General features: G+C 51.4%; 10 protein-coding genes, 6 tRNA genes and 3 rRNA genes. 1 reads left to right on the forward strand and 18 read right to left on the reverse strand.

All coding sequences use genetic code 11. The features are described from left to right. Positions 1–324: 324 nt before the first annotated feature. From rplL to PYR66_22290, 11 genes are all read right to left on the reverse strand, one after another. A complete protein-coding gene (gene rplL / locus PYR66_22240; GenBank protein WEF27953.1) occupies positions 325–690 on the reverse strand; it encodes a 50S ribosomal protein L7/L12 in 366 nt (121 codons plus the stop codon). A 66-nt stretch (positions 691–756) separates the two neighbouring features. After that, complete coding sequence (gene rplJ, locus PYR66_22245; protein ID WEF27954.1) at positions 757–1,254, reverse strand: 50S ribosomal protein L10; 498 nt, start codon at positions 1,252–1,254, stop codon at positions 757–759. Between the two features lie 415 nt (positions 1,255–1,669). Then, on the reverse strand, positions 1,670–2,374 hold the full coding sequence (gene rplA, locus PYR66_22250; protein ID WEF27955.1) for a 50S ribosomal protein L1: 705 nt from the start codon (positions 2,372–2,374) through the stop codon (positions 1,670–1,672). Between the two features lie 3 nt (positions 2,375–2,377). Continuing rightward, positions 2,378–2,806 carry a 50S ribosomal protein L11 gene (rplK, locus tag PYR66_22255; protein ID WEF27956.1) on the reverse strand — a complete coding sequence of 143 codons (429 nt, stop codon included), beginning with the start codon at positions 2,804–2,806 and terminating at the stop codon, positions 2,378–2,380. 156 nt (positions 2,807–2,962) lie between these two features. Further along, positions 2,963–3,508, reverse strand: coding sequence for a transcription termination/antitermination protein NusG (gene nusG, locus PYR66_22260; protein WEF27957.1), 546 nt, complete (start codon positions 3,506–3,508; stop codon positions 2,963–2,965). A gap of 1 nt (position 3,509) precedes the next feature. After that, positions 3,510–3,893, reverse strand: coding sequence for a preprotein translocase subunit SecE (secE, locus tag PYR66_22265; protein ID WEF27958.1), 384 nt, complete (start codon positions 3,891–3,893; stop codon positions 3,510–3,512). A 232-nt stretch (positions 3,894–4,125) separates the two neighbouring features. Then, the gene (gene tuf, locus PYR66_22270) at positions 4,126–5,310 is read right to left on the reverse strand and encodes an elongation factor Tu (GenBank protein ID WEF27959.1); all 1,185 of its coding nucleotides are present in this window, start codon (positions 5,308–5,310) and stop codon (positions 4,126–4,128) included. Positions 5,311–5,425: 115 nt separating this feature from the next. Next, positions 5,426–5,501 (reverse strand) — tRNA-Thr (locus PYR66_22275). 5 nt (positions 5,502–5,506) lie between these two features. Continuing rightward, positions 5,507–5,581 (reverse strand) — tRNA-Gly (locus tag PYR66_22280). A gap of 115 nt (positions 5,582–5,696) precedes the next feature. Next, positions 5,697–5,781: transfer RNA gene (locus PYR66_22285), tRNA-Tyr, on the reverse strand. 11 nt (positions 5,782–5,792) lie between these two features. Then, positions 5,793–5,868: transfer RNA gene (locus PYR66_22290), tRNA-Thr, on the reverse strand. Between the two features lie 431 nt (positions 5,869–6,299). Here PYR66_22290 and coaA point away from each other — a divergent pair. Then, positions 6,300–7,250 (forward strand): type I pantothenate kinase, encoded by a 951-nt coding sequence (gene coaA / locus PYR66_22295; protein WEF27960.1) that lies wholly within the window; start codon positions 6,300–6,302, stop codon positions 7,248–7,250. Positions 7,251–7,276: 26 nt separating this feature from the next. Here the strand turns inward: coaA and birA are convergent, their stop codons facing one another. The 7 genes from birA to PYR66_22330 all read right to left on the reverse strand — a co-directional run bounded on the left by birA (position 7,277) and on the right by PYR66_22330 (position 14,817). Next, positions 7,277–8,239 carry a bifunctional biotin--[acetyl-CoA-carboxylase] ligase/biotin operon repressor BirA gene (gene birA, locus PYR66_22300; GenBank protein WEF27961.1) on the reverse strand — a complete coding sequence of 321 codons (963 nt, stop codon included), beginning with the start codon at positions 8,237–8,239 and terminating at the stop codon, positions 7,277–7,279. After that, positions 8,236–9,264 (reverse strand): UDP-N-acetylmuramate dehydrogenase, encoded by a 1,029-nt coding sequence (murB, locus tag PYR66_22305; GenBank protein WEF27962.1) that lies wholly within the window; start codon positions 9,262–9,264, stop codon positions 8,236–8,238. Before murB ends, birA begins: the two co-directional genes overlap by 4 nt. A gap of 397 nt (positions 9,265–9,661) precedes the next feature. Then, a 5S ribosomal RNA gene (rrf, locus tag PYR66_22310) occupies positions 9,662–9,777 on the reverse strand. Between the two features lie 95 nt (positions 9,778–9,872). Beyond that, positions 9,873–12,777: ribosomal RNA gene (locus PYR66_22315) — 23S ribosomal RNA — on the reverse strand. Between the two features lie 171 nt (positions 12,778–12,948). Next, positions 12,949–13,024: transfer RNA gene (locus tag PYR66_22320), tRNA-Ala, on the reverse strand. A gap of 105 nt (positions 13,025–13,129) precedes the next feature. Continuing rightward, positions 13,130–13,206 (reverse strand) — tRNA-Ile (locus PYR66_22325). A 71-nt stretch (positions 13,207–13,277) separates the two neighbouring features. After that, a 16S ribosomal RNA gene (locus tag PYR66_22330) occupies positions 13,278–14,817 on the reverse strand. Together the 16S, 23S and 5S rRNA genes with 2 tRNA genes alongside form the textbook arrangement of a ribosomal RNA operon. Between the last annotated feature and the right edge of the window lie 317 nt (positions 14,818–15,134).

Raw genomic sequence — 15,134 nt, forward strand, 5'->3', positions numbered from 1 at the left:
AGGGTTCCTCAGCTCGCTGACAAGTCGACCCATCTGCCCGGACAGGGCAGTTTTTTATGCAACACTATTTTGTTGACCGGAAAATGGAACACTTTCCGCAATGCCTGTTGCTATCACGCTTAAACCATTTCATTGCGATTTACACAGCCCAGGAACCCTAACCTGTCGCAGTATATTAAGTCGTCGATAGAAACAAGCATTGTGAGGCAAACCAGCAGTCAAACAGTGTGAAATGCTACTGGCGCCTTACAGCGCAAAAAGGCTGGTGACTAAAAAGTCACCAGCCTCAGCCTAATTTCTTAGGCTGCAACCGGAAGGGTTGGCTTATTTAACTTCAACTTCAGCGCCAGCTTCTTCCAGAGATTTTTTCAGAGCTTCAGCGTCGTCTTTGCTGATGCCTTCTTTCAGTGCAGCCGGTGCAGATTCTACCAGGTCTTTAGCTTCTTTCAGACCCAGGCCAGTCGCGCCACGTACTGCTTTGATAACAGCAACTTTGTTAGCGCCAGCAGCTTTCAGAATTACGTCGAATTCAGTTTTTTCTTCAGCAGCTTCAGCCGGGCCAGCAGCTACAGCTACAGCAGCAGCAGCGGAAACACCGAATTTTTCTTCCATTGCAGAGATCAGCTCAACAACGTCCATTACGGACATAGCGGATACTGCTTCAATGATTTGATCTTTAGTGATAGACATTTAAATTGTTCCTGAATATCAGAATAAGTTTATACGTAAGCGAGTGCTTTACAAAGATAACTGCGATTAAGCAGCTTCTTTCGCATCGCGTACAGCAGCCAGAGTACGAACCAGTTTGCCAGCCGAAGCTTCTTTCATGGTTGCCATCAGGCGTGCAATTGCTTCTTCGTAGGTCGGCAGAGTTGCCAGGCGGTCGATCTGCGACGCCGGGATCAGCTCACCTTCAAAGGCAGCGGCTTTGACCTCAAATTTTGCATTCGCTTTCGCGAACTCTTTGAACAGACGAGCAGCAGCGCCCGGGTGTTCCATAGAGTATGCAATCAGGGTCGGACCAACAAACGTGTCTTTCAGGCACTCGAACTGAGTACCTTCAACGACGCGGCGCAGCAGGGTGTTACGAACAACACGCATGTATACGCCAGCTTCACGACCTGCTTTACGCAGTTCAGTCATTTTATCTACAGTCACGCCACGGGAATCCGCAACTACTGCAGACAGCGCGCCTTTGGCTACTTCGCTGACTTCAGCAACAATCGCTTGTTTGTCTTGAAGATTTAAAGCCATTAGCTTTGCTCCTGGATGTTTGCCAGGGCTTATGCCCTGGAACTCACTTCACTCTATTCAACGAATAGAGCGTCTAAATACGGTGAGCAGAAACAAGCCAGAGTATCCAAAAATAATCTTAGCGTTCTGTCACCGTCTACGCAGGGGATTAAGTTTCTTGCGAAACACCTGCGGTCTTCGACGGAGGCCTGGATAGGCCAGGCTCCAACGAACAAATCTTGTCTATGTCTTCGTCCTTCGAACCGCCGCTGCGTTGGCTGCTCTCGTTCACACCAGTCATATAGTTAACCATGCTCCTGGTGATTCACTCGTTTGCCGCCTTGCTGCAAATTCGAATGACTCGCATAGTGTCTGTATATTTCAACAGAAACGTGGGGGTAAGATTGTAGACAAAATCACCGCCCACGTAAAGGCATTAGTTTGCAGAAGCGTTCAGGCCAGCCTGATCTACTGCAACACCTGCACCCATGGTGGTGGAGATGCTAACTTTCTTGATGTACACGCCTTTAGCCTGAGTCGGTTTTGCTTTTTTCAGCGCAACCAGCAGAGATTCCAGGTTTTCTTTCAGTTTGTCAGCGTCGAAGTCCACTTTACCGATGGTGGTATGGATGATGCCGTTTTTGTCGTTACGATAACGAACCTGACCCGCTTTAGCGTTCTTAACCGCTTCAGCAACGTTAGGAGTTACGGTACCCACTTTCGGGTTCGGCATCAGGCCGCGCGGGCCCAGAACCTGGCCCAGCTGGCCAACAACGCGCATTGCATCCGGGGAAGCAATAACAACGTCAAAGTTCATTTCGCCTTTCTTGATCTGGTCAGCCAGATCTTCCATACCTACCAGCTCGGCGCCTGCAGCTTTAGCAGCTTCAGCGTTCGGGCCCTGTGCAAATACGGCAACGCGAACAGAACGGCCAGTACCGTGCGGCAGTACAGTTGCACCACGTACGTTCTGGTCAGATTTACGAGCGTCGATGCCCAGGTTTACAGCAACGTCAACGCTTTCAACGAACTTAGCGGTCGCCAGTTCTTTCAGCAGAGCAATGGCTTCGTTGATGTCGTACTGTTTAGTTGCATCAACTTTGTCACGGATCACGGACATGCGCTTGGTCAGTTTAGCCATTTCTTAGTCCTCCACTACCAGGCCCATGGAACGTGCAGTACCTTCAATGGAGCGAGTCATCGCTTCAATGTCGGCGCCAGTCATGTCGGCAGCTTTGGTCTGCGCGATTTCCTGCAGCTGAGCGCGGGAAATTTTACCAACTTTATCTTTGTTCGGCTTACCAGAACCGGACTTGATACCAGCCGCTTTTTTCAGCAGAACTGCTGCCGGCGGAGTTTTGGTAACGAAAGTGAAAGAACGGTCAGCGTAAACGGTGATAACAACCGGGATTGGCAGACCTTTTTCCATGGATTCAGTCTTCGCGTTGAACGCTTTGCAGAATTCCATGATGTTAACGCCCTGCTGACCCAGTGCTGGACCAACCGGCGGACTCGGGTTTGCCATACCAGCTGCAACCTGCAGCTTGACATAGGCTTGTACTTTCTTAGCCATTCTTTAAATCCTCAAATTGGGTTATAGCGCCTCGAAGAGGCTCCCCGTGGTAAATACGTTTTACGGGACTCGGCCCATAAAAACAAAAGGCGCGAAATTGTATTCCAATTTCACGCCCTATGCAACGATTAAATTGCTGCTTTTTTGATCGCCGGCTTACGCTTTTTCAACCTGACCAAAGTCCAGCTCTACCGGGGTCGCACGACCGAAGATAGAAACGGAAACTTTCAGACGGGACTTTTCGTAGTCCACTTCTTCAACCACACCGTTAAAGTCAGCAAACGGACCGTCGTTGACGCGAACCATTTCACCCGGCTCGAACAGCGTTTTCGGACGCGGCTTATCGCCAACCTGCTGCAGACGGTTCATGATGGCATCGACTTCTTTGTCGCTGATCGGCGCAGGACGGTCAGAAGTACCGCCGATGAACCCCATCACACGCGGTACACTGCGCACCAGGTGCCAGCTCGCGTCGTTCATCACCATCTGGACCAGAACGTAGCCCGGGAAGAATTTGCGTTCGCTTTTGCGACGCTGGCCGCCACGGATCTCAACCACTTCTTCGGTCGGGACCATGACGTCGCCAAACAACTCTTCCATGTTGTGTAATTTGATATGTTCACGCAGCGAAGTAGCTACGCGACCTTCAAAACCGGAAAACGCCTGAACGACGTACCAGCGCTTTTTAGGAGCTTCAGACATCTCAGAACCTCAGGCCAGTGATAAAGGATACCAGGCGAACCAGAATACCATCCAGTCCCCACAGGATCAGTGACATTACTGCAGTTACGGCAGCAACAATCAGCGTGGTGTGCAGCGTTTCCTGGCGGGTCGGCCAGATCACTTTGCGGACTTCGGTTCTCGCTTCGCGGGCAAAGGCGACGGTCGCCTTACCTTTCGTCGTTAACAGAGCGACGCCACCTGCAGCAGCGATAAGAATCACCACGGCCAGCGCACGAATCGCCAGCATAATGTCGCGATAAAGGAAGTTGCCGACGATGGCTACAATCAGCAGCACGGCAACGATAACCCATTTCAACGCTTCCAGGCCGCGCCCGCTCCCTTGAGCTTCGGTATTCGCACTCATAAACCAACCTGTCACAAGAATTCAGACAAACATCTTCGCCCCGCATTAAATGCGAGGCGACCAAACCGAAATGCTCTGCTGCGTTTCGGACTTAACGCCCTCTTCAGAGCCTGTCTCAGCAATGATTATGACAAAAAAAATCACTGATGAGCCAGGTTCTGGTGTGAAAGCGTGCAAAAAGGGCATCAAATGATGCCCTTTTATTGCGCATTGCGTCAAATGTTATCAGCGATTAGCCGAGAACTTTAGCAACCACGCCCGCGCCAACGGTACGGCCGCCTTCACGGATTGCGAAACGCAGACCGTCGTCCATCGCGATCGGGTGAATCAGGGTAACAACCATTTTGATGTTGTCGCCCGGCATTACCATCTCTACACCTTCCGGCAGTTCGATGGTACCAGTCACGTCAGTTGTACGGAAGTAGAACTGCGGACGGTAGCCTTTGAAGAACGGAGTATGACGGCCGCCTTCGTCTTTGGACAGGATGTACACTTCAGATTCGAACTTGGTGTGCGGGTTGATGCTGCCCGGCTTAGCCAGTACCTGACCACGTTCGATTTCTTCACGTTTGATACCACGCAGCAGAACACCAACGTTCTCACCAGCACGGCCTTCGTCCAGCAGTTTGCGGAACATTTCAACGCCAGTACAGGTGGTTTTCGCGGTTTCTTTGATACCAACGATTTCAACTTCTTCACCCACTTTGATGATACCGCGCTCTACACGACCGGTAACAACGGTACCACGACCGGAGATGGAGAATACGTCTTCGATCGGCAGCAGGAACGGCTTGTCAATCGCACGCTCTGGTTCCGGGATGTAAGAATCCAGGAAGCCAGCCAGTTCGATGATTTTCGCTTCCCACTCTGCTTCGCCTTCCAGCGCTTTCAGAGCAGAACCACGAACGATCGGCGTGTCGTCGCCCGGGAAATCGTACTGAGACAGCAGTTCACGAACTTCCATCTCTACCAGTTCCAGCAGCTCTTCGTCATCAACCATGTCGCATTTGTTCAGGAACACGATGATGTACGGAACGCCTACCTGACGACCCAGCAGGATGTGCTCACGAGTCTGCGGCATCGGGCCGTCAGTCGCAGCAACAACCAGGATCGCGCCATCCATCTGAGCAGCACCGGTGATCATGTTTTTAACATAGTCGGCGTGGCCCGGGCAGTCTACGTGTGCGTAGTGGCGAGTCGGGGTGTCATATTCAACGTGGGAAGTGTTGATGGTGATACCACGAGCTTTTTCTTCCGGTGCGTTATCGATCTGGTCGAATGCACGAGCGGCACCGCCGTAGGTTTTAGCCAGTACGGTAGTGATTGCAGCGGTCAGCGTTGTTTTACCATGGTCAACGTGGCCGATAGTACCGACGTTAACGTGCGGTTTTGTACGTTCAAACTTTTCTTTAGACATCGATTGTCCCTCTAAGACACGGATAAATCGGTGATATCACCACATCAACCAGGCAACATGCCCGACTTGTTGAATGCAATAAACAGAGAGAAACAGGGAAGGAGAGATAAAGAAGTGGTGCTGATACCCAGAGTCGAACTGGGGACCTCACCCTTACCAAGGGTGCGCTCTACCAACTGAGCCATATCAGCACGTCTGGAGCGGGCAGCGGGAATCGAACCCGCATCATCAGCTTGGAAGGCTGAGGTAATAGCCATTATACGATGCCCGCATCCTGAAACTCGGCTACCCAGTTCTTTCTGTAACAAAAAAGAGATTACTCTCTTTGATGTTGAGCTGATTAGTTTACCCAACCAACTCCGGCGACGCAAAACGTTGCCCGAAAGTGGTGGTGGGGGAAGGATTCGAACCTTCGAAGTCGATGACGGCAGATTTACAGTCTGCTCCCTTTGGCCGCTCGGGAACCCCACCCAAATTGTTAATGGTGCCGACTACCGGAATCGAACTGGTGACCTACTGATTACAAGTCAGTTGCTCTACCTACTGAGCTAAGTCGGCATCAAGTAGCGCGCATTCTAGGGAGACCTGCGAGTTCATGCAACTAAAAATTTGCATAAAACGTTCTCTTGCTCACATTTTGTGCTCTTACGCGAAAAAACGGTGTAATTTCAAACAATGGAGAGTAAAAAAAGCGCATTCCGCTACGCAAAATTTGTTTTCCGTTGCTGTTTTACTGGGACAGCGGGCTGTCTTTACTCTTATTTGGTTCTGATGAGGGGGCGATCGCTAACCTGCAAAGATAGCAGACGGCCTTTCTCCCCTCTTTCTCCTTATTCATCACTTGTGATGCTTCTACGAGAAAGCGCCATTCGATGAGTTTTTTTCTTATTATTCCCACCATTCTGGTGTTACCCTCCTGCCCATTGTCCTGATTAACTAGTGTGAAGCATCACCGCTACCTCTTTTGCGGTGATAGTAAGAACATGCTTATGAGCAAAAAAGAGCAGACGTTAATGACACCCTATCTACAATTTAACCGCAACCAATGGGCTGCACTTCGTGATTCCGTTCCGATGACGCTGACAGAGGAAGAAATCACGCGGTTAAAAGGCATCAACGAAGATCTTTCACTGGAAGAAGTCGCCGAGATCTATTTGCCGCTGTCACGTTTGCTCAATTTCTATATCAGTTCCAACCTGCGCCGCCAGGCGGTACTTGAGCAATTCCTGGGGACGAATGGCCAGCGTATTCCTTACATCATCAGTATTGCCGGAAGCGTTGCGGTAGGTAAAAGCACCACCGCTCGAGTTTTACAGGCGCTGCTCAGCCGATGGCCGGAACATCGGCATGTGGAACTGATTACTACCGACGGATTCTTGCATCCTAACTCGGTATTAAAAGAACGTGGTCTGATGAAGAAAAAGGGCTTTCCGCAGTCTTACGATATGCATCGACTGGTGAAGTTTGTTTCAGATCTGAAATCTGGCATACCTAATGCCACCGCTCCGGTTTATTCCCATCTGATTTATGATGTTATTCCTGACGGCGATAAAACTGTCGCCCAACCAGATATTCTTATTCTGGAAGGTTTGAACGTTCTGCAAAGCGGGATGGACTACCCACACGACCCACATCATGTATTTGTTTCTGACTTCGTCGACTTTTCTATTTATGTCGATGCGCCAGAAGATCTATTAAAGACATGGTATATCAATCGTTTTCTGAAATTCCGTGAAGGGGCCTTTACTGACCCTGATTCTTATTTCCATAATTACGCCAAACTTTCAAAAGAGGAAGCGGTAAACATTGCCACCTCATTATGGAATGAAATCAACCTTCTGAATCTTAAAGAAAATATACTACCTACTCGCGAACGCGCCAGCCTAATCATGACTAAAAGCGCGAATCATTCGGTCGATCAGGTCCGCTTACGAAAATAAAAAAAGGGAGCGTTGGCTCCCTTTTTTTATTCTGCGCTACGCAACGATATTTCGCCACCGACCCAGGGTTTAATGACCCCATCCTGATCGAGCAATAACGCGCCTTGTGCATCAATACCACGTGAAATACCAAATATTTCTTTATCGCCAATAATTAATTTCACTGGGCGATTAATAAAGTTATCCAGTTTTTCCCATCGTGGAAGGTAAGGTGTTAAACCTTCCTGTTCAAAAAGCTGCAAACCAGTGCGTAGTTCTTTCACTAACCGCGCCGTCAGCGTGTTACGGTCAATAGAAACTCCCGCTTCCTGAAGGCTAATCCATCCCTGATTGACAACATCGGGCTCAACGCGGCGCATAACCAGGTTGATACCAGCACCACTGACGATCTGCGCAGCATCGCCGGTTTTTCCGGTAAGTTCAACCAGGATACCAGACAGCTTGCGGTCCTGCAGATAGATATCATTCGGCCATTTCACCCGGACTTTATCAGCCCCCAGGCTCTGCAACACTTCGGCAATCACGATGCCAATTACCAGGCTCAGGCCTATAGCGGCCGCAGGCCCTTGCTCCAGTCGCCAGTACATCGAGAGGTAGAGGTTGGCACCGAATGGCGAGAACCACTTACGCCCGCGACGACCACGCCCAGCCTGCTGGTATTCGGCCACACAGGCATCGCCAGACTCCAGTTCGCTCAGGCGATCCAGCAGATACTGGTTAGTAGAGTCAATGACCGGCAATACTGTTACCCGCCCTTGTGCAACCTGGCTGGCAATCTTCTGCTCATCTAATAGCTCAATGGGTTCAGGGAGGCTATAACCCTTCCCTGGCACGGTAAAAACATCCACTCCCCAATCCCGGAGCGTCTGCATATGCTTGTTAATTGCCGCACGACTCATTCCCAGCCGCTCACCCAGTTGTTCACCGGAGTGAAACTCACCGTCTGCCAGAATAGAGATAAGCGTCAGGGGTACCGTATTGTCTTTCATGCAATCACCTCTTCCGCGTTCACTTCACCGTTCTCTCCGATGAAGCGTACTTCCGGCTGTAGCCAGACGTTAAATTTCTCGCCTACCTGCTGGCGGACGTAATGCGCTAACCTGACAACATCATCGCTGGTCGCCTGGTTATCATTAATCAGCACCAACGCCTGCTGGCGATGAACCGCGGCCCCGCCGATAGTTTTGCCTTTCAGCTGGCATTGGTCGATAAGCCAGCCTGCAGCCAGCTTAACGCTGCCGTCCGCTTGTGGGTAATGTGGCGCGCTCGGGAAGCTGACCAGTAGTGCCTCGGCGATCGGGGCGCTGACAACAGGGTTTTTAAAGAAGCTTCCGGCATTACCATTAACCTTCGGATCCGGCAACTTGGTCATACGCATATGACAGACGGAATCAAATACCTGGCGCGGTGTGACGGTCTGCGGATCGAGACGAGTCAAATCGCCGTAGGTCAGAATGGGCTGCCACGCTTTTGCCAACGATAGCCCAACGGCGACTATCGCGTAACGATCCTGGTATTCATGTTTGAAAATGCTATCTCGATAGCCGAAACGACACTCTGCGGCAGAAAGACGTTGTTTGCGACCCGTTTCCAGCTCGATACAGTCAACATATTCACATACTCGCTGTAATTCGACACCATAGGCGCCAATGTTTTGGATCGGTGAAGATCCTGCACAGCCGGGAATTAAGGCCAGATTTTCCAGCCCCGGCATTTCCTTTTCCAGCGCGAATTGCACCAGTTGATGCCAGTTTTCGCCAGCACCGACGTGTAAACGCCAGGCTTCAGCCGTTTCGCTCACCTCGATACCCATGATGCGGTTGATGATCACCGTACCGGAATAGTCTTTCAGGAACAGAACATTGCTTCCTTCGCCAAGGATCAAAGCAGGCTGACGTTCTGCAACGGCAGCTTGCCAGGCAGCCAGTAGCTGTTGTTCGTTTTCGGCAAGTACAATTACTTTGGCAGAACGATTAATGCCAAAGGTATTCCAGGGTTTGAGGGAATGGTTCATAGTGGCTTCCTGATGCAAAATCAGCATTAGTTTACCGTATCTAACGTGGGAAGGCTTGCCTGAATGTCTGGGCGATCGGTATGGTGGCGTTTTCCCCGGAGGGAGTACCGGTATCAAAGCCGTAGCCCCGGTAAGCGCAGCGCCACCGGGGAGGTGGCGGCGGCCATAGCGGCAAAATGCAGACGACAAAAAACCCGGTCTTCCGACCGGGCCTTTTGCTTTGTTTGATGCCTGGCAGTTTATGGCGGGCGTCCTGCCCGCCACCCTCCGGGCCGTTGCTGCGCAACGTTCAAATCCGCTCCCGGCGGATTTGTCCTCCTCAGGAGAGCGCTCACCGACAGACAACAGATAAAACAAAAGGCCCAGTCTTTCGACCGGGCCTTTTGCTTTATTTGATGCCTGGCAGTTCCCTACTCTCACATGGGGAGACCCCACACTACCATCGGCGCTACGGCGTTTCACTTCTGAGTTCGGCATGGGGTCAGGTGGGACCACCGCGCTATCGCCGCCAGGCAAATTCTGTTATCAACACGTCTCCGGGACGCATCGATGTAATCTGTATCACGCTGAAAATCTTCTCAATTCCGCCAAAACACCTTCGGCGTTGTAAGGTTAAGCCTCACGGTTCATTAGTATCGGTTAGCTCAACGTATCGCTACGCTTACACACCCGACCTATCAACGTCATCGTCTTTAACGTTCCTTCAGGAGACTCTAAGTCTCAGGGAGAACTCATCTCGGGGCAAGTTTCGTGCTTAGATGCTTTCAGCACTTATCTTTTCCGCATTTAGCTACCGGGCAATGCCATTGGCATGACAACCCGAACACCAGTGATGCGTCCACTCCGGTCCTCTCGTACTAGGAGCAGCCCCCCTCAATTCTCCAGCGCCCACGGCAGATAGGGACCGAACTGTCTCACGACGTTCTAAACCCAGCTCGCGTACCACTTTAAATGGCGAACAGCCATACCCTTGGGACCTACTTCAGCCCCAGGATGTGATGAGCCGACATCGAGGTGCCAAACACCGCCGTCGATATGAACTCTTGGGCGGTATCAGCCTGTTATCCCCGGAGTACCTTTTATCCGTTGAGCGATGGCCCTTCCATTCAGAACCACCGGATCACTATGACCTGCTTTCGCACCTGCTCGCGCCGTCACGCTCGCAGTCAAGCTAGCTTATGCCATTGCACTAACCTCCTGATGTCCGACCAGGATTAGCTAACCTTCGTGCTCCTCCGTTACTCTTTGGGAGGAGACCGCCCCAGTCAAACTACCCACCAGACACTGTCCCCACGCCGGATTACGGCGCCAGGTTAGAACATCAAACATTAAAGGGTGGTATTTCAAGGTCGGCTCCACGCAGACTGGCGTCCACGCTTCAAAGCCTCCCACCTATCCTACACATCAAGGCTCAATGTTCAGTGTCAAGCTATAGTAAAGGTTCACGGGGTCTTTCCGTCTTGCCGCGGGTACACTGCATCTTCACAGCGAGTTCAATTTCACTGAGTCTCGGGTGGAGACAGCCTGGCCATCATTACGCCATTCGTGCAGGTCGGAACTTACCCGACAAGGAATTTCGCTACCTTAGGACCGTTATAGTTACGGCCGCCGTTTACCGGGGCTTCGATCAAGAGCTTCTCCTTACGGATAACCCCATCAATTAACCTTCCGGCACCGGGCAGGCGTCACACCGTATACGTCCACTTTCGTGTTTGCACAGTGCTGTGTTTTTAATAAACAGTTGCAGCCAGCTGGTATCTTCGACTGATTTCAGCTCCACCCGCAGGGGCTTCACCTACATATCAGCGTGCCTTCTCCCGAAGTTACGGCACCATTTTGCCTAGTTCCTTCACCCGAGTTCTCTCAAGCGCCTTGGTATTCTCTACCTGACCACCTGTGTCGGTTTGGGGTACGATTTGATGTTACCTGATGCTTAGAGGCTTTTCCTGGAAGCAGGGCATTTGTTACTTCAGCACCGTAGTGCCTCGTCATCACACCTCAGCGTTAACAGCGTTCCGGATTTACCTGGAACACCCGCCTACATGCTTAAACCGGGACAACCGTCGCCCGGCTAACATAGCCTTCTCCGTCCCCCCTTCGCAGTAACACCCAGTACAGGAATATTAACCTGTTTCCCATCGACTACGCCTTTCGGCCTCGCCTTAGGGGTCGACTCACCCTGCCCCGATTAACGTTGGACAGGAACCCTTGGTCTTCCGGCGTGCGGGCTTTTCACCCGCATTATCGTTACTTATGTCAGCATTCGCACTTCTGATACCTCCAGCAACCCTCACAGGCCACCTTCGCAGGCTTACAGAACGCTCCCCTACCCAACAACACATAGTGTCGCTGCCGCAGCTTCGGTGCATGGTTTAGCCCCGTTACATCTTCCGCGCAGGCCGACTCGACCAGTGAGCTATTACGCTTTCTTTAAATGATGGCTGCTTCTAAGCCAACATCCTGGCTGTCTGTGCCTTCCCACATCGTTTCCCACTTAACCATGACTTTGGGACCTTAGCTGGCGGTCTGGGTTGTTTCCCTCTTCACGACGGACGTTAGCACCCGCCGTGTGTCTCCCGTGATAACATTCTTCGGTATTCGTAGTTTGCATCGGGTTGGTAAGTCGGGATGACCCCCTAGCCGAAACAGTGCTCTACCCCCGAAGATGAGTTCACGAGGCGCTACCTAAATAGCTTTCGGGGAGAACCAGCTATCTCCCGGTTTGATTGGCCTTTCACCCCCAGCCACAGGTCATCCGCTAATTTTTCAACATTAGTCGGTTCGGTCCTCCAGTTAGTGTTACCCAACCTTCAACCTGCCCATGGCTAGATCACCGGGTTTCGGGTCTATACCCTGCAACTTAACGCCCAGTTAAGACTCGGTTTCCCTGCGGCTCCCCTATACGGTTAACCTTGCTACAGAATATAAGTCGCTGACCCATTATACAAAAGGTACGCAGTCACACCCGAAGGTGCTCCCACTGCTTGTACGTACACGGTTTCAGGTTCTTTTTCACTCCCCTCGCCGGGGTTCTTTTCGCCTTTCCCTCACGGTACTGGTTCACTATCGGTCAGTCAGGAGTATTTAGCCTTGGAGGATGGTCCCCCCATATTCAGACAGGATACCACGTGTCCCGCCCTACTCATCGAGTTCACAGCCTGTGCATTTTGGTGTACGGGACTATCACCCTGTACCGTCGGACTTTCCAGACCGTTCCACTAACACACAAGCTGATTCAGACTCTGGGCTGCTCCCCGTTCGCTCGCCGCTACTGGGGGAATCTCGGTTGATTTCTTTTCCTCGGGGTACTTAGATGTTTCAGTTCCCCCGGTTCGCCTCGTTAACCTATGTATTCAGTTAACGATAGTGCAACGAATTGCACTGGGTTTCCCCATTCGGACATCGCCGGTTATAACGGTTCATATCACCTTACCGACGCTTTTCGCAGATTAGCACGTCCTTCATCGCCTCTGACTGCCAGGGCATCCACCGTGTACGCTTAGTCGCTTAACCTCACAACCCGAAGATGTTTCACTTCTGATTGCGAAAATTTGAGAGACTCGAACACACCATTTAAGATGTGTCGTTTCAATTTTCAGCTTGATCCAGATTTTTAAAGAGCAAAACTTCGCAGTGAACCTTTTCAGGTACACTCTGAAGTTTTCTTGTTGTGTGCAGTAAGGATGGTGGAGCTATGCGGGATCGAACCGCAGACCTCCTGCGTGCAAAGCAGGCGCTCTCCCAGCTGAGCTATAGCCCCATCGTAGTTATCTCATTCACCTTAATTCTTTCTGAGACAAGGCGTGGAGCGGCGAAGCATACTTGGGTATGCGAGTCGTTTCACAACGCGGTATCAGGAAGAATTTGGTAGGCCTGAGTGGACTTGAACCACCGACCTCACCCTTATCAGGGGTGCGCTCTAACCACCTGAGCTACAAGCCTGCAGAGATTACTTACTGCTGTTATTTCATCAGACAATCTGTGTGAGCACTACAAAGGCAGGTTCTTTCAGGTAAGGAGGTGATCCAACCGCAGGTTCCCCTACGGTTACCTTGTTACGACTTCACCCCAGTCATGAATCACAAAGTGGTAAGCGCCCTCCCGAAGGTTAAGCTACCTACTTCTTTTGCAACCCACTCCCATGGTGTGACGGGCGGTGTGTACAAGGCCCGGGAACGTATTCACCGTAGCATTCTGATCTACGATTACTAGCGATTCCGACTTCATGGAGTCGAGTTGCAGACTCCAATCCGGACTACGACATACTTTATGAGGTCCGCTTGCTCTCGCGAGGTCGCTTCTCTTTGTATATGCCATTGTAGCACGTGTGTAGCCCTACTCGTAAGGGCCATGATGACTTGACGTCATCCCCACCTTCCTCCAGTTTATCACTGGCAGTCTCCTTTGAGTTCCCGGCCGGACCGCTGGCAACAAAGGATAAGGGTTGCGCTCGTTGCGGGACTTAACCCAACATTTCACAACACGAGCTGACGACAGCCATGCAGCACCTGTCTCAGAGTTCCCGAAGGCACCAAAGCATCTCTGCTAAGTTCTCTGGATGTCAAGAGTAGGTAAGGTTCTTCGCGTTGCATCGAATTAAACCACATGCTCCACCGCTTGTGCGGGCCCCCGTCAATTCATTTGAGTTTTAACCTTGCGGCCGTACTCCCCAGGCGGTCGACTTAACGCGTTAGCTCCGGAAGCCACGCCTCAAGGGCACAACCTCCAAGTCGACATCGTTTACGGCGTGGACTACCAGGGTATCTAATCCTGTTTGCTCCCCACGCTTTCGCACCTGAGCGTCAGTCTTTGTCCAGGGGGCCGCCTTCGCCACCGGTATTCCTCCAGATCTCTACGCATTTCACCGCTACACCTGGAATTCTACCCCCCTCTACAAGACTCTAGCCTGCCAGTTTCGAATGCAGTTCCCAGGTTGAGCCCGGGGATTTCACATCCGACTTGACAGACCGCCTGCGTGCGCTTTACGCCCAGTAATTCCGATTAACGCTTGCACCCTCCGTATTACCGCGGCTGCTGGCACGGAGTTAGCCGGTGCTTCTTCTGCGAGTAACGTCAATCGCTGAGGTTATTAACCTCAGCGCCTTCCTCCTCGCTGAAAGTACTTTACAACCCGAAGGCCTTCTTCATACACGCGGCATGGCTGCATCAGGCTTGCGCCCATTGTGCAATATTCCCCACTGCTGCCTCCCGTAGGAGTCTGGACCGTGTCTCAGTTCCAGTGTGGCTGGTCATCCTCTCAGACCAGCTAGGGATCGTCGCCTAGGTGAGCCATTACCCCACCTACTAGCTAATCCCATCTGGGCACATCTGATGGCATGAGGCCCGAAGGTCCCCCACTTTGGTCTTGCGACGTTATGCGGTATTAGCTACCGTTTCCAGTAGTTATCCCCCTCCATCAGGCAGTTTCCCAGACATTACTCACCCGTCCGCCGCTCGTCACCCGAGAGCAAGCTCTCTGTGCTACCGCTCGACTTGCATGTGTTAGGCCTGCCGCCAGCGTTCAATCTGAGCCATGATCAAACTCTTCAATTTAAGTTTGATGCTCGTGAATTAAACTTCGTAATGAATTACGTATGTTCACTCAGAGACTTGGTATTCATTTTTCGTCCGAGGACGTTAAGAATCCATGTCACTTTGAGTGCCCACACAGATTGTCTGATAAATTGTTAAAGAGCAGTGCCGCTTCGTTTTTCGCTGCGGCGCGGGGTGTGCATATTACGCTTTCCCGCTTCAGAGTCAAGCATTTATTTTTGCTTTTCTCTGCGAGGTTCTCAGTGGAACCCCGCTGACCCGGCGGCTTGTTTGCCGTTGTTCCGTGTCAGTGGAGGCGCATTATAGGGAGTTCTGAG

Source organism: Klebsiella aerogenes (genome assembly GCA_029027985.1).
GTDB classification, from domain to species: Bacteria; Pseudomonadota; Gammaproteobacteria; order Enterobacterales; family Enterobacteriaceae; genus Klebsiella; species Klebsiella aerogenes_A.

Excerpts from the sequence above, each read along its gene's own strand:
- tuf (WEF27959.1), bottom strand. The coding sequence starts at position 5,310 with ATGTCTAAAGAAAAGTTTGAACGTACAAAACCGCACGTTAACGTCGGT.
- birA (WEF27961.1), bottom strand. The coding sequence starts at position 8,239 with ATGAAAGACAATACGGTACCCCTGACGCTTATCTCTATTCTGGCAGAC.
- rplL (WEF27953.1), bottom strand. The coding sequence starts at position 690 with ATGTCTATCACTAAAGATCAAATCATTGAAGCAGTATCCGCTATGTCC.
- rplK (WEF27956.1), bottom strand. The coding sequence starts at position 2,806 with ATGGCTAAGAAAGTACAAGCCTATGTCAAGCTGCAGGTTGCAGCTGGT.
- nusG (WEF27957.1), bottom strand. The coding sequence starts at position 3,508 with ATGTCTGAAGCTCCTAAAAAGCGCTGGTACGTCGTTCAGGCGTTTTCC.
- secE (WEF27958.1), bottom strand. The coding sequence starts at position 3,893 with ATGAGTGCGAATACCGAAGCTCAAGGGAGCGGGCGCGGCCTGGAAGCG.
- rplA (WEF27955.1), bottom strand. The coding sequence starts at position 2,374 with ATGGCTAAACTGACCAAGCGCATGTCCGTGATCCGTGACAAAGTTGAT.
- murB (WEF27962.1), bottom strand. The coding sequence starts at position 9,264 with ATGAACCATTCCCTCAAACCCTGGAATACCTTTGGCATTAATCGTTCT.
- coaA (WEF27960.1), top strand. The coding sequence starts at position 6,300 with ATGAGCAAAAAAGAGCAGACGTTAATGACACCCTATCTACAATTTAAC.
- rplJ (WEF27954.1), bottom strand. The coding sequence starts at position 1,254 with ATGGCTTTAAATCTTCAAGACAAACAAGCGATTGTTGCTGAAGTCAGC.